Genomic DNA, 14191 nt, shown 5'->3' with positions numbered 1-14191 from the left:
GGCCGGTGTCCTTAGAAAGTGGTGCTGATGCGTGCCCAGTACTGGGTGCTGTGTCCATCGGCGGCGCGGTAGCTGCCCGTAGGCCGGGCGCCGCTCACCTCCAGCCGCAGTTCCGGCTTCCAGGGCAGCCGCAGGCCGATCGCGACACCGGCGCCTTCCAGCGTCGTGGGCTGGAAACCGATGCGGCGGTTGTCGGGTGCCGGGGAAGTGCGGCCCCAGTCGTAGAACAGGTTCAGTTCGAGCAGGTCGCCCCAGCGACGGCCATTGAACGGCGACGGCGTGTCGGCAAAGCCCGGCGCGCTGACCTGGTACTCGAAGGTCGCCTGCACGCCACGGTCACCCAGTGCCGTGGACAGCGGATAGGCGCGCACGCTGGTCGGTCCACCGACGCTGAACTGCTCCACCGGGGTCAGCGCGTCATCGCTGAACTGGGCGTTGCCGCGCAGCAGCAGGCGCTGGTTGCCGGGCAGGGCCTGCAGGCGCGCCAGCGCCAGCCGGCTCACCCAGAAGTAGGAGTCGTGCGCGGCATACAGCCAGTTGAAGGCCGGGGAACCATCCTTGACGGATTTGCGCACCGACAGCTGCGCCAGGTTCATGCCACGCCAGCGGCGGTCGGTGTGGCGCAGGCTCACTCCGGCCTCGACCACGTCGAAGGTGTGGCGCGAGAGTTCGATGTCCAGGCCCTCGAGCCTGGATTCCTCATGGACCCAGCGCGCCGACGCCTGGACCTGCAGGTCCGGGCGCTGGATGAACTTCCAGTCGCTGCCCGCGTAGAAGAGCGTGGTCGGGCCCTTGATGCCGATGGCGGCGAACGGCCCGGAGTTGAGCTCGATCTCGCTGCGGCTGGCGCCGGCAATGGCGCTCAGCCCATCGACCGTTGCCAGCGGGGCGCTCAGGGACAGCGCCGCCTGCCAGCTGTTGGCCGGGTCCAGCCCGTAGCCGACGCTTGCGGCGAGCACGTCGCCCAGGCCCAGTGCATTGAACGCGCTCACGCCCAGCTCGGCGCGGTACTGGCCGGTGCTGTCGGTGCCGTGGTTGCTCAGGCCGGCGGTGATTTCATAGGGGCGTTCACTGTCGCGGGCGACCAGGATGATGTCGGTCTCGCCTTCGTTCTGGCCCGGCTGCAGCACCGAGGTGACCGACACCCCGGGCAGGTCGCGTGCGTAGAGAAGGGCGCGTTCCAGCTCCGCCTGGCGCAGCGGGCGGCCGATCAGGCCCAGGCTGCTGGCGCCGAGCTGGTCGTCGCGATAGCGCCGGCTGCCCTGTACCAGCACCCGCCCGACCCGGCCTTCCATCACCTTCAGCGTCAGTGTCTGGCTGTCATCGATCTGCTGCGGCGGCACGTAGGCCACCGAAACCAGGAAGCCGGCCTCGCGGTAGGCCTGGGTGATGCGCGCGGTGATCTGTTTGATCTGCTCGAAGGTCAGCGCTGCCGGCAGCGTGGGGCTGATGTCGCGCAGGGCCTGGTTGGCGACCGCATCGATCGCCGCGCGGCTGATGCCGCTGTCCGGGTGTTCGCCGACGCCTTCGACCGCGATGCGGGCGATATGCACGGTGGCAGGCGCCGTGGTGGGCGCGGCATCCTGCGCCCATGCGCAGGGGCTGAGGACGCACGCCAGCGCGGCGGCCAGTACGGCGCAACGCAGTGGGTGGATACGGGGGACGCGAATCGGGGTGTTGCTGCCATTGAGAGGCATCAGCGTGGTATCCGTCAGTGGTTTTGAGAGCGCTTGCCTGGGAACGCGACCGGCTTACTTTCTAACCGGGAAAAGTGGCCCGATGGCATCACCCGATTTGCAGGTGGGCGGGATCATATGTGACCCCTATCGCAATTTGAATTGCCCGCTCCGCGGCAGGGTCGGGACCGGCCCTGAGAACGGCCACCGTCCGCGGTCCATGCGCGCGCAGGGACCCTCGCCCGTGGGCCATCGGACCCCGCCCTGCAGGTGTCATCGCAGGCGCGGAATTCCACGGAGCATTGCCGCCCCCGGGGCGGCCCGGGGTACTTGGGCGTTGCGTCCCCGGCGACGCGGAGGGGGTGCCCGGGGCCGCTCGTTCACGCCGGCACTGGCGTGGACCGGGCGCTGCGGACCCGCGCATCCGGCGGCCGATTCGATGGCCGGATGCGCCGCCCATCGCTGCGGCTGCACCCCTATGTGTTTGCGCGCTGGCGCCTGCCGTCCACGTCCGCGCCGTCCGGGCGCCAGGAACGGCATGGGTCCTGCTCCGTGGCGTCCCGCTGGACCCGCTCCGCAGGTCAGCCCCGGGCCAGGCCGGCCCGCACGCGTGCGCAGCAGCGCTGACAGCCGGGCCTTCGTCCAATATACTGTCCCCCAGTACAGGATAGGAGCCCGCGCGTGCCGCATTCACCCGAGGAAAAGAAAAAGGTCCTGGCGCGGGTGCGGCGGATCCGCGGGCAATGCGATGCGCTGGAGCGCGCGCTGCAGGCCGGAGCCGACTGCGGGCCGGTGCTGCAGCAGATCGCGGCCATCCGCGGTGCCGTCAACGGGCTGATGTCCGAAGTGATGGAAGCGCACCTGCGCGAGGAATTCGGCCAGCCGGCGCAGTCGGACGCGCAACGCGCCGCGCGCGTGGCCGAGATGTCCGGCCTGATCCGTTCCTACCTTAAGTAGGGGCAGCGCCGGCGACGACGGCGCTGCCTGCGCAGCTGCGCACCGGCCGCATGGCAGCGCATGGATGCGCCGCATCGCCCCCCGGCAGCCCACTGCAATCGCCGAACCCGAACAACCGCTACAGGAGAAAACCATGAAGTCACGTGCCGCCGTCGCTTTCGGCCCCGGCCAGCCGCTGCAGATCGTCGAGATCGACGTCGCCCCGCCGAAAGCGGGCGAGGTGCTGGTCCGGATCACCCACACCGGTGTCTGCCACACCGACGCGTTCACCCTGTCCGGCGATGATCCCGAAGGCCTGTTCCCGTGCGTGCTCGGCCACGAAGGCGCGGGCATCGTGGTCGAGGTCGGCGAGGGCGTGACCTCGGTGAAGCCGGGCGACCACGTCATCCCGCTGTACACCGCCGAGTGCGGGCAGTGCCTGTTCTGCAAGAGCGGCAAGACCAACCTGTGCACCGCCGTGCGCGCCACCCAGGGCAAGGGCGTGATGCCCGACGGCACCAGCCGCTTCTCGTACAACGGCCAGCCGATCTACCACTACATGGGCTGCTCGACCTTCTCCGAGTACACCGTGGTGGCCGAGGTGTCGCTGGCCAAGGTCAACCCGCAGGCCAACCCGGAGCACGTGTGCCTGCTGGGCTGCGGCGTCACCACCGGCATCGGTGCCGTGCACAACACCGCCAAAGTGGCCGAAGGCGACAGCGTGGCCGTGTTCGGCCTGGGCGGCATCGGCCTGGCGGTGATCCAGGGCGCGCGCCAGGCCAGGGCCGGGCGCATCATCGCCATCGACACCAATCCCTCCAAGTTCGCCCTGGCCCGGCAGTTCGGCGCCACCGACTGCGTCAACCCGAAGGAGCACGACAAGCCGATCCAGCAGGTGATCGTGGAGATGACCGGCTGGGGCGTGGACCACAGCTTCGAGTGCATCGGCAACGTCAACGTGATGCGCGCGGCGCTGGAGTGCGCGCACCGCGGCTGGGGCCAGAGCGTGATCATCGGCGTGGCCGGCGCCGGCCAGGAGATCTCCACCCGTCCGTTCCAGCTGGTCACCGGGCGCAAGTGGATGGGTACCGCCTTCGGCGGCGTGAAGGGCCGCAGCCAGCTGCCGGGCATGGTCGAGGACGCGATGAAGGGCGATATCGAACTGGCACCGTTCGTCACCCACACCATGGGCCTGGAGCAGATCAACGACGCCTTCGACCTGATGCACGAAGGCAAGTCGATCCGCAGCGTCGTCCACTTCTGACCGGCGGCCGGGGCACGCCCCGGCCATGCCTCCGCGCGACTGGAGAGAACCATGCAACGAATCGAACACCGCGCCTGCTTCGGCGGCTGGCAGGACGTATACCGGCACCGCTCCCAGGTGCTGGGCTGCGACATGACGCTGGGCGTCTACCTGCCGCCGCAGGCGCAGGACGGGGCCCGGCTGCCGGTGCTGTACTGGCTGTCCGGGCTGACCTGCACCGAGCAGAACTTCATCACCAAGGCCGGCGCGCAGCGCTACGCCGCCGAGCACGGCATCATCCTGGTGGCGCCCGACACCAGCCCGCGCGGCGACGACGTCGCCGATGCCGAAGGCTACGACCTGGGCAAGGGCGCGGGGTTCTACCTCAATGCCACGCAGCCGCCGTGGGCGCCGCACTATCGCATGTACGACTACGTCGTCAGCGAGCTGCCGGCGCTGGTCCAGGCGCAGTTCCCGGCCAGCGACGCGCGCGCGATCAGCGGCCATTCGATGGGCGGGCACGGTGCGCTGGTGATCGCGCTGCGCAACCCGGGGCGCTACCGCAGCGTGTCGGCGTTCGCGCCGATCGTGGCGCCGTCGCAGGTGCCGTGGGGCGAGAAGGCGTTTGCCGCCTATCTCGGCCAGGACCGCGATGCGTGGCGGCAGTACGACGCCACCGCGCTGGTGGCCGGGGCCGCGGAGCGGCTGCCGCTGCTGGTGGACCAGGGCGGCGCCGACGAGTTCCTCGAGCCGCAGCTGCGCCCGCAGCTGCTGGCCGATGCCTGCGCGGCCGCCGGCCATCCGCTGCAGCTGCGGATGCAGCCCGGTTACGACCACAGCTACTACTTCATCGCCAGCTTCATCGGCGAGCACATCGCCCATCACGCCCGCGCGCTGGCCTGAGCGGCCGCGGGAGCGGGGCGTCGGTGTGGTCGCGGCAGTCCGCTGCGGCCGCATCGCGCCGCGGCGGAATCCCCGCTGCGGCGCCTGATCCGCGGCTTCCGGGCTGTCCCTGGCTGTGGCCGCGGCGCGATCCGCCGCATTCCCCGCCTGCCCATCGCCGCCGTCGCTGTCGCAGGCGGAGCCGTGGACGAGGTTGCAGTGGCCGCAGGCAGTCGCGGCAACAGCTGCCGGAGCAGGTGTGGGACGCATGGGATGGCCGCCAGCGCGACCCAGCGGCCACGTATTCCTGCGCGGTGCCTGCGGACGACGTAGCCGCAGCGGCCGGGCCTGCGGGAGCGGTTGGCCGGTGATGCGCGACCGTTGCGCCGCCCGTGCCCTGTGGGCGCGTGCGTGGGCCCCGGGTACCGGCGCGGCCGGTTCGTCCGGCAGCGCTGCCAGCTGCGGGGCGAGGACCGCGCGCCTGTGCGTCCGCCGCCGGCCGCTCCGTGCGTGTCTGCGCCGACGTTCCCGTCGGCCTGGCGGGATGCGGCCGGGTCAGCCGCCGCGGAAGTGCCGCGGCGCCGCGGTGGCCATGATGGCCGCGATCACGGTGCTGTCTCGTCCACCGCGAAGTCGGTGTAGGCGTAGCGCGCATCGCGCAGCACGGTATCGCCCTGCCGCAACCGCAGCGGCGCGGCGAACATCGGGCCGGCGCTGACGCAGGTGTGGAACTCGCCGTTCTCGCCACAGGCATCGATGGCGGCCGGCAGCGCGTCGAGCAGGGCGTGGTCGAAGTCACGGCCGGCGAAGGCGGCGTCCAGTACCCGGGTATCCACGCAGCACAACTGCGCGCGCAGGCCGCCGTCGATCATCTGCCGCGCCAGGGTGGCGGTATCGTGCCCGAACAGCGGGAACAGGCAGTCCCAGTCCAGCGCGGCGTACTGTTGCTGGCGCCAGTGGCGGACGTCCTCCAGCAGCAGGTCGCCGAAGGCCAGGGTACGCAGTGCCGGCCAGCGCAGGCGGGCGGCTTCAAGCGCCTGGCCCATGCGCTGCAGGTAGCCGGCATTGTCACAGTCCTGCGCGATCCAGGCGCGCAGCAGCGGCAGGCCGGCGGCGTGCGCCTGCTGCCGCAGCACTTCCTCGCGTATGCCCTGCATCGACGCGCGCTCGTAGCCCTCGGTGAGGGTGCTCAGCAGGGCGACGACTTCGATGTCCGGGCGCTGGCGCAGGGCGTGCAGCGCCCAGGCGGCATCCTTGCCGCCGCTCCAGGAAAGCAGGACCGGGGTGGCCACTCAGCGTACGTCGCGCAGTTCCCAGTGGCTGCCAGCCAGCCAGCGCAGGCGCTGCTTGAGCACGTCGCCGGGAATGCGGGTGATGGCGACCAGGTCGATGCGCAGGTCCGATTGCCTGCCGCTGACCGTCGCCTCGGGATCGGTCACGCCCCAGCTCGGGTCGACGTCGTCGGGATCCTCCTGGGTGGCGCGCCAGCGCTCGAACAGCGCCGGCGTGCGCAGGGCATCCTGCAACTGCTCGGCGAACGTGTCGGCACCGTTGGCGGTGAACGACAGGCGCGGGTCGCTGCCGCGCGCGGCGGCGGGATCGGGCAACGAAATCGAATAGTGCACGGGCATGCGGAGTCTCCTTGGGTGGGGGCCAGTGTGGCGCAACGGGCGTGGTGCCGGCGTACACGCCGGCGCCGATCAGCTCTCGAACGCGTGCGGCTGGTCGGCAAAGCCAACCGTCACCGCGCCCTTGCCGACGTTGACCATGCCGGTCAGGCTCATCACCGTTTCGAGCAGGGTCACGCCGTGCGCCAGGCAGGTTTCGCGCAGGGTGGCATAGCCGGGCAGGGCGCGCAGTTCGTCGAGCGGGCCGCCGTAGCTCACGCACACCACCGGGGTCAGCAGGCCCGCGGCCACGCGCTGGCCGACGAAGCCGAACAGCCGCTGCACCGCGTTGTCGAAGCCCTTGATCTTGGCCACCGGCGCGGTCTCGCCGCGGTAGCCGTGCAGCACCGGCTTGATGTCCAGCGCGCTGCCCAGCGCGGCGGTGAGCAGGCCGACGCTGCGGTCGCCCTTGTGGCGGGCGCGGGCGCGCATGTAGTACAGGTCGCGGGTGACCATGTAGCCGTGCACGTTGCCGGCCAGTTCTTCCAGCCGCTCGCGCATCTGCGCCACGCCGGCGCCGGCATCGCGCAGCCGTACCGCCTCCACCGCGGTCACCGCCTGGGCGGCGAACAGGTTCTGGGTGTCGAGCACGCGCAGGGCGAACGGCGAGTTGTGCCCGGCGGCCTGGCGGATCGGCCGGTACTCGTTGAGGATGGCGAAACTGGCCTGCAGCGCGTTGTCGTGGATCGGGCTGCGGGTCTTGGTGATGGTCAGGCAGAACACGTGGTCGTAGTCGATCACCAGGTGCTGCAGGAACAGGTCGCGGATCTGGTTGACGCTGAACGGGATGGTCTCGGCCTCGGCGCCGCGTTCGGCGACGTGGGTATCGAGGAAGTTGAGGGTGGCGTCTTCCTCGCGGTGGTCGGCCAGCACCGCCTCGCCGATGCGCACGGTGATCGGCAGCAGGACCAGCTTGTGTTCGCGGATGAAGTCGGCCGGCAGGTCGCAGGCCGAATCCACGACGATTCCGATGCGCATGCTCGAGTCCCCCCGGGGCGTTGTGTGGCTGCGGTCACACTAACCCAAAACCGGCGCCGCGGCAGGTGCCACCCTGCCAGCGGCGCCGGATGCAGGGACCTCAGCGGCGGTAGGCCGGCGGGGTGGTGCTGCCGCGCAGGTAGCGGTCGCGCAGTTCGGTCTGGCGCGAGCGCATCGGCACCGCGCGCCCACCCAGCCACATGCGCTCTGCATAGTGGCCCACGTCCAGCGGGTCGCCTTCCCACAGCACCAGGTCGGCCTGCTGGCCCACCGCGATGCTGCCGATGCGGTCGGCCACCCCGAACGCCTGCGCCGGGACCCGGGTCAGCCCGGCCAGCGCCGCCTCCCAGGGCAGGCCGTGGGCCACCGCGTTGCCGGCCAGCTGGCGGATCTTGCGCGCGTTGTGCGAGGCGTCGCCGTCCTGGCTGAAGGCCACCGGCACGCCGGCCGCGTGCAGCCGCGCGGCGTTCTCCAGGGTGGCGCCGATCTGGTCGAAGCTGGCCGGCAGGTTGGCCAGCGCGTCGACAAACACCGGCACCCCGGCCGCGGCCAGCTGCGGCGCCAGCCGCCAGGCCTCGGCGCCGCCGGCGATGGCCACGCGCACCTGCTCGCGCCCGGCCCAGCGCAGCAGCTGGCGGATGTCCGCGGCGCGGTCCACGCGCACCACGATGCGCCCGTTGCCGCCGAGATAGCGCGCCAGCACCGCGCGCCCGGCGGGGGTCAGCAGCGCATGCGGCGAATCGGCGGCGACGCGGCCGCGCGCTTCGGCCACCATCTGGTCGAGCAGCATCCACTGCGCGGCACGCGAGCTGCCGGACAGTTCCGCGCCGGCCGCGCCCAGGCGCACGAACAGCATGCGCGGGCCGATGGGGTCGGCGCTGCCGTCCAGCCGCATCACCCCGCCCTGGCCGGCGATGAAGCCGCCGCCGCTGTTGGCGCCCAGCGCGGTGAAGCCGATGCCTTCCACCCGCGCCACCGGCACCAGCACCGAGTCCGGGTTGTAGGCCAGGGTGACGTCGAACTCGGGGCGCTGCGGCTGGTCCTCCAGCTTGACCGCGCTGTCCACGGTCGCGGCCTCGCCGGAGATCTCCTCCACGCCGATGTCGGTGATGCCGCCGAACAGCGCCGGGGTCAGCGGGCGGCCGCCGGCATCGACCACCTCCACCCCGGCCGGCGCGGCCAGCCCCGGGCCGATGGCACGGATCACCCCGCCCTGCACCAGCACGTCGCTGGCATTGAGCGTGCCGCGCGCGGTGGCGGTGTGCACGGTGGCATTGCGGACCAGCACGTCCTGGGCGCAGGCGATGCCCGGCACGGCCGCGGCCAACAGCGCCAGGCGGCGCAGGAACACGAGGGGCGCGCTCATGGCTGCACCTCCTGGCCGAGCATGAAATCACTCAGCGGCTGCTGCGCGCGGTTGCCGCGGTCGTAGGCCTGGAAGCCGTCGACATAGACCTTTTCGGCCAGCGCGTAGGAACTGAAGGGGTTGCCGTTCCAGACCACCACGTCGGCCATCTTGCCCGGCTCCAGGGTGCCGGTGCGCTGTTCGATGCCGAGTGCGCGTGCGGCGTTGGCGGTGAGCCAGCGGATGGCGTGTTCCGGCGCGATCTCGCCCATGCCGGCGCGGCGTGCGCTGGCGATGACCTTGGCCGCTTCCTGGTTCAGGCGCTGGATCCCCTCCGGCGAATCCGAGTGCACGATGGCGCAGCTGTTGGCCGGGCGGTCGACCAGCGCGATGTTCTCCTGGATGCCGTCGAAGGCTTCCATCTTGAAACCCCACCAGTCGGCCCACAGCGCGCCGCACACGCCTTCGGCGGCGAGCCGGTCGGCGAGCTTGTAGGCTTCCACGCCGTGGTGGAACGCGGCCACCTTGAAGCCGAATTCCCTGGCCAGGTCGAGCATGGTCGCCATTTCATCGGCGCGGTAGCAGTGGATGTGCACGCGGATGTCGCCCTGGATGGCGCCGGCCAGGGTGTCCAGCTTGAGGTCGCGCTTGCCGCCGCTGTCGCCGGCACTGTCGCCGTTGTCGTCGCGGCCGAAGCGGCGCTTGCGCTTGACCGGCGCGGCGGTGTTCTTGGCGATGTACTCGCTGGCGTCGATGAAGGCGGCGCGGTAGCCGGCGACGTTGCCCATGCGCGTGGCCGGCGCGGTGCCCTTGCCGCCATACACGCGCTTGGGGTTCTCGCCACAGGCCATCTTCAGGCCCCACGGCGCGTCGGGGAACTTCATCGCCTGGTAGGTGGTGGCCGGCAGGTTCTTCAACGTCACCCCGCGGCCGCCGACCAGGTTGGCCGAGCCGGGCAGTACCTGCATCGCGGTCACGCCGCCGGCCAGCGCTGCGGCGAAGCCCGGGTCCTGCGGCCACACCGAATGTTCGGCCCAGACGTTGGCGGTCACCGGCGCGGTCATCTCGTTGCCGTCGCCATGCGCCTGCACGCCGGGGCTGGGATACACGCCCAGGTGCGAATGCACGTCGATGATGCCCGGCGTGACCCACTTGCCGCGGCCGTCCACGCGCACCGCGTCGGCCGGTGCCTGCAGCGCGTTGCCGACCGCGACCACGCGGCCATCGGCCAGCAGCACGTCGGCGTCGTCCAGGCGCCGCCCGGTGCCGTCGAGCACGGTGGCGTGGCTGATCAGTACCGGCGCGGCGGGCAGTGGCCGATAGGTGCTGGGGTAGGGGTCCTGCACGAAGCGCGAGGTGGCGTCGGCAGGCGCGGGTTGCGCGCAGGCCAGCGCCAGGCCGAGCCCGGCCAGCAGTCGGTGTCGCATGGGTTCTCCATAGGCGGCGTGGAAGGTGCCCGCACGCTAGCCGTGGCCCCGGGATTTGCCAAGTGCATGGACTGGCGGGGTTGCAGGCGCGATCCGGCGCGCGGCCGTGGTGGTATCCAGAGCGGTGCCGGCCGCTTAAGCTGCACCGTCGCGGGCCAGCGTCGCCCCGCGGGCGGCCGAACGATCAGGGACTGGAGTGATGGAAGCAGTACAGACAGTGGTGGATTTCTGGCGTTCGGCGGGGCCGCGGCGGTGGTTCGCGCGCGACGACGCCTTCGACGAGGAGTTCCGCCGGCGCTTCCTGGACCTGCATTACCTGGCCGCGCGCCGCGGCTGCGAGGAGTGGCTGCACAGCGCCGACGGCGCGCTGGCGCTGCAGATCCTGCTCGACCAGTTCCCGCGCAACTGTTTCCGCGGCACTGCCCATTCCTTCGCCACCGATGGACTGGCGCGGCACTACGCCATGCGCACCATCGAGGAAGGACTGGACCGCGAACTGACGCCGCAGCTGCGCGCCTTCATCTATCTGCCGTTCGAACACTCGGAAGACCCGCAGGACCAGGAGCGCTCGGTGGCGATGTTCGAGGTGCTCGGCGACCTGGAGTACCTGCGCTTCGCCGAGCTGCACCGCGACATCATCCGCCGCTTCGGCCGGTTCCCGCACCGCAATGCGGTACTGGGCCGGATTCCGACGCCGGAGGAACTGCACTTCCTGGCCGAGGGCGGTTTCGCCGGCTGACGGCGGCGCGGCGGGTGCTGTCGTCGCGGGCGCCCTTCCAGTCGCGAACGCGGCGTTGCCGCGAATGCTCCCTGCGCATGGCCCCTCGCGACTGACCCCGCTCCCGCAGGCGTTGCCACCGGCTCGGTTGCGGCCACCGGAAACGCAGACACCGGCTTGCGCCGGTGTCTGCCTGCCTGCATGGTCGCTTCCGCGCGGTCAGTAGCGCGGCACGCTGTTGTCCACGTCCTGCGCCCAGGCGTCGATGCCGCCGGTGACGTTGTAGACGCGGGTGAAGCCCAGCGCGCGGAACTGCTCGGCCGCCTGCGCGCTGCGTCCGCCGCGGTGGCACAGGAACGCCAGCGCGGTGTCCTTGGGCAGCGCCTCCAGGCGGGCACGGTTGTCGCCGTCGAAGGTCTCGAACGGGGCGTTGATGGCGGCGATGGCGCGCTCGTCGGCCGGGCGCACGTCCACCAGGGTCAGGCTGCCGGCGCGCAGCTGGTCGTCGGCGCTGCGCACGTCCAGTTCCTGCACCGGCCTGGGCGCGTTGGGGTTGTCGATGGCCAGGCCTTGGCCGCGGATGTCGTCCACCCAGTCGATGGTGATGCCGTTGGCGCGGCGCGCGCTGGCCGCGTCGAACTGCACGCGCAGGCCGTTGGATTCGGCGGCGATGGCGTTGGCGTCGAGCGGGGCCAGTTGGAAATTCGGCTGGAAGCGCGCGTCGATGCTCAGCTGCAGCGCGGCGCCCGGGGCGTCGGCCAGCGCGCCCTTGAGCATTTCCACCGCGGCCGGGGTGATGGTGATCGACGGCGGGGTGCGGTCCGGCGGCGCCACCCCGAGCAGGGCGCTGAGTTCGCCGCTGTTGGCCATCTGCAGCATGATGTCGCTGCCGCCGACCAGTTCGCCGTCCACGTACAGCTGCGGGATGGTCGGCCAGTCGCCGTAGGCCTTGATGCCCTCGCGGATCTCCGCGTCGGCCAGCACGTTGACGTGGGCGAAATCGACACCCAGGTCCTGCAGCACGCCGACGGCCTTGGCCGAGAAGCCGCACTGCGGCATGGCCGGCTGGCCCTTCATGAACAGGACGACGCGGTTGGCGCCGAGGAGGGATTCGATGCGTTCGCGCAGGGCGGGATCCAGGGACATCGTGAACTCGTGAAGTTGGTCTGTGACAAGGGCGATTCTACGCCGCATGGCATCATGGGACATGACCGCCACGGGAACCCTGCATCGCACGCCCAGCCATCCCTGGCGCTGGGCCGGCTGGCTGCTGCTGTCGCAGGCGCTGGTGGCGCTGGCCTGGGCCGCGCTGGGCTGGACCACCGGCCTGCCGCTGCTGCTGGCCAGCCACGCGCTGTTCGTGGTGCCGGTGTTCCTGCCCAACAGCCGCTTCTACGCGCCGGTGCTGTCGCGGCTGCCCGGCCCGGCGGTGTGGTTGACCATCGACGACGGTCCGTCCGACGACACCCTGGCGATCCTCGATCTGCTCGACCGCTACGACGCCCGCGCCACCTTTTTCATGGTCGGCGAGCGCGCGGCGGCACGCCCGGAACTGGTGCGCGAGGTGCTGCGCCGCGGCCACGGGCTGGGCAACCACAGCCATTCGCATCCGCAGGCCTGGTTCTGGCGCCTGGGGCCGCGGCGCATGGCCAGCGAGATCGGGCATTGCCAGCAGGTGTTGACGGCGATCGCCGGGACGCCGCCGCGCTGGTACCGCTCGGTGGTGGGCATGACCAACCCGTTCGTCGCCGCGGCGCTGCGCCGGCACGGGCTGGCGCGGGTGGGCTGGAGCGCGCGCGGCTTCGACGGCGTCCACTGCCAGCCGCAGACGGTGGTGGCGCGCATCGTCCGCGACCTGGCGCCGGGCGCGATCGTGCTGCTGCACGAAGGTGCCGCGCATGGCCACAATGCCGCCATCGTCGAATCGGTGCTGCAGCAGCTGCAGATGCGCGGGTTGCCCGCGCGGTTGCCGGAAACCCCGTAGACTCGCCGCCCGCCCTGCCGGCGGCGCCTGGACCCCCCGCATGCCCTTTTCCCGACTCGGCCTGTCTCCCTACGTGTTGCCCGCACTGGCGCGCGCGCTGAAGCAGGCGGGCTACGCCGCGCCAACGCCGATCCAGCAGCAGGCGCTGCCGGTGCTGCTGAAGGGGCAGGACGTGCTGGCGCTGGCCCCGACCGGCTCGGGCAAGACCGCCGCTTATGTGCTGCCGGCCCTGCAACGGTTGTTCCTGGCACCGCCGCGCAGGCCGCGGGTGCTGCGGCAACTGGTGCTGGTGCCCACGCGCGAACTGGCGCTGCAGGTGGCCGACGTGTTCGCGACGCTGGGCCGCGAACTGCCGCGGCAGCCGCGGGTGGTGTGCGCGGTGGGCGGGGTGTCGATCAACCCGCAGATGATGGCGCTGCGCGGGGGCGCCGACGTGGTGGTGGCCACCCCCGGGCGCCTGCTCGATCTGCTGGCGCACAACGCGCTGTCGCTGCGCCAGGTGCAGCTGCTGGTGCTGGACGAGGCCGACCGGCTGCTGGAACTGGGCTTCGGCGACGAGCTGCGCCGGATCCTTGCCGAACTGCCCGTGCAGCGGCAGACGGCGTTGTTCTCGGCCACCTTCGCCGAGCCGATCGCGGCACTGGCGGCCGCCGGCCTGCGTGCGCCCGCGCGCCTGCAGGTCGATGCGCAGGCCCCCGCGCGGATCGAGCAGCGCGCGTTGCGGGTCGATGGCGCGCGCCGCGTCGAGTTGCTGCTGGCGCTGCTGGCCGATCCGCGCTGGCGGCAGGTGCTGGTGTTCGTCGCCAGCATCCGCGAGGGCGACCGTCTGGCCGGCGCGCTGCGCGGGCACGGCATCGCCGCGCAGGCACTGCATGGCGACCTGTCGCAGGGCCGCCGGGTGCGCACCCTGCAGGCGTTCAAGGAGGGGCAGCTGCAGGTGCTGGTGGCGACCGACGTGGCCGCGCGCGGCATCGACATCGCCGGCCTGCCGGTGGTGGTGAATTACGCATTGCCGCGCTCGCCGGCCGATTACCTGCACCGCATCGGCCGCACCGGCCGTGCCGGCGCCACCGGGCTGGCGGTGAGCCTGGTCGAGGCTGCGGCGCTGGCGCACTGGCGGGTGATCTGCCGGCGCCATGGCCTGCGCCTGGAGCCGGAAGTGGTGCCGGGTTTCGAGCCGGCCGAGGCGGCGCCGGCCGCCGTGCCGGCCGGCGATGGCAATGGCGGCATCAAGGGCCGCCGGCCCAGCCGGAAGGACCGGCTGCGCGCCGCGGTGGCTGCGGACAAGACCGCCGGCTGAACTGCGCGGGGCCGGGCGGGGCCCGGCAGCGCAGG

13 protein-coding genes are annotated in these 14191 nt (G+C 71.8%); 6 read left to right on the top strand and 7 right to left on the bottom strand.

Annotated elements, in window-relative coordinates; genetic code table 11:
* Positions 1–11: 11 nt before the first annotated feature.
* A complete protein-coding gene (locus tag AC06E6_RS08850) occupies positions 12–1553 on the bottom strand; it encodes a ShlB/FhaC/HecB family hemolysin secretion/activation protein (RefSeq protein ID WP_313228871.1) in 1542 nt (513 codons plus the stop codon).
* Between the two features lie 804 nt (positions 1554–2357).
* Between AC06E6_RS08850 and AC06E6_RS08845 the strand changes: the two genes are divergently transcribed.
* The 3 genes from AC06E6_RS08845 to fghA all read left to right on the top strand — a co-directional run bounded on the left by AC06E6_RS08845 (position 2358) and on the right by fghA (position 4758).
* The gene (locus AC06E6_RS08845) at positions 2358–2633 is read left to right on the top strand and encodes a metal/formaldehyde-sensitive transcriptional repressor (RefSeq protein ID WP_104938063.1); all 276 of its coding nucleotides are present in this window, start codon (positions 2358–2360) and stop codon (positions 2631–2633) included.
* Between the two features lie 133 nt (positions 2634–2766).
* Positions 2767–3876, top strand: a complete 1110-nt coding sequence (locus AC06E6_RS08840) for an S-(hydroxymethyl)glutathione dehydrogenase/class III alcohol dehydrogenase (protein ID WP_104938064.1) — start codon at positions 2767–2769, stop codon at positions 3874–3876.
* Between the two features lie 51 nt (positions 3877–3927).
* Positions 3928–4758, top strand: coding sequence for an S-formylglutathione hydrolase (gene fghA / locus AC06E6_RS08835; RefSeq protein WP_104938065.1), 831 nt, complete (start codon positions 3928–3930; stop codon positions 4756–4758).
* Between the two features lie 584 nt (positions 4759–5342).
* Here the strand turns inward: fghA and AC06E6_RS08830 are convergent.
* From AC06E6_RS08830 to AC06E6_RS08810, 5 genes are all read right to left on the bottom strand, one after another.
* Positions 5343–6029 (bottom strand): Dph6-related ATP pyrophosphatase, encoded by a 687-nt coding sequence (locus tag AC06E6_RS08830; protein ID WP_478061007.1) that lies wholly within the window; start codon positions 6027–6029, stop codon positions 5343–5345.
* On the bottom strand, positions 6030–6368 hold the full coding sequence (locus AC06E6_RS08825) for a hypothetical protein (protein WP_104938067.1): 339 nt from the start codon (positions 6366–6368) through the stop codon (positions 6030–6032).
* A 69-nt stretch (positions 6369–6437) separates the two neighbouring features.
* Positions 6438–7382 (bottom strand): DegV family protein, encoded by a 945-nt coding sequence (locus tag AC06E6_RS08820; RefSeq protein WP_293760798.1) that lies wholly within the window; start codon positions 7380–7382, stop codon positions 6438–6440.
* Positions 7383–7482: 100 nt separating this feature from the next.
* Entirely contained in the window at positions 7483–8748 is a 1266-nt protein-coding gene (locus tag AC06E6_RS08815; RefSeq protein WP_478061004.1) for an amidohydrolase family protein, read from the bottom strand.
* Entirely contained in the window at positions 8745–10154 is a 1410-nt protein-coding gene (locus tag AC06E6_RS08810) for an amidohydrolase (protein WP_104938070.1), read from the bottom strand. The genes AC06E6_RS08815 and AC06E6_RS08810 overlap by 4 nt, the downstream gene beginning before the upstream one ends.
* A gap of 199 nt (positions 10155–10353) precedes the next feature.
* On the opposite strand from AC06E6_RS08810, the gene AC06E6_RS08805 reads away from it, so the two are divergent.
* The gene (locus AC06E6_RS08805) at positions 10354–10893 is read left to right on the top strand and encodes a DUF924 family protein (RefSeq protein WP_056931999.1); all 540 of its coding nucleotides are present in this window, start codon (positions 10354–10356) and stop codon (positions 10891–10893) included.
* Between the two features lie 198 nt (positions 10894–11091).
* On the opposite strand, the gene grxD is transcribed toward AC06E6_RS08805, so the two are convergent.
* The gene (gene grxD, locus AC06E6_RS08800) at positions 11092–12018 is read right to left on the bottom strand and encodes a Grx4 family monothiol glutaredoxin (RefSeq protein ID WP_104938071.1); all 927 of its coding nucleotides are present in this window, start codon (positions 12016–12018) and stop codon (positions 11092–11094) included.
* A gap of 46 nt (positions 12019–12064) precedes the next feature.
* Between grxD and AC06E6_RS08795 the strand changes: the two genes are divergently transcribed.
* Positions 12065–12856 (top strand): polysaccharide deacetylase family protein, encoded by a 792-nt coding sequence (locus AC06E6_RS08795; protein WP_240213432.1) that lies wholly within the window; start codon positions 12065–12067, stop codon positions 12854–12856.
* Positions 12857–12896: 40 nt separating this feature from the next.
* On the top strand, positions 12897–14156 hold the full coding sequence (locus AC06E6_RS08790; protein WP_478061003.1) for a DEAD/DEAH box helicase: 1260 nt from the start codon (positions 12897–12899) through the stop codon (positions 14154–14156).
* Positions 14157–14191 lie beyond the last annotated feature (35 nt).

It is taken from the genome of Stenotrophomonas sp. Steno-Z10-HUANG, assembly GCF_056393075.1.
The sequence above is the reverse complement of the archived record's forward strand: the minus strand, read 5'-3'. Positions and strand labels throughout refer to the sequence as shown.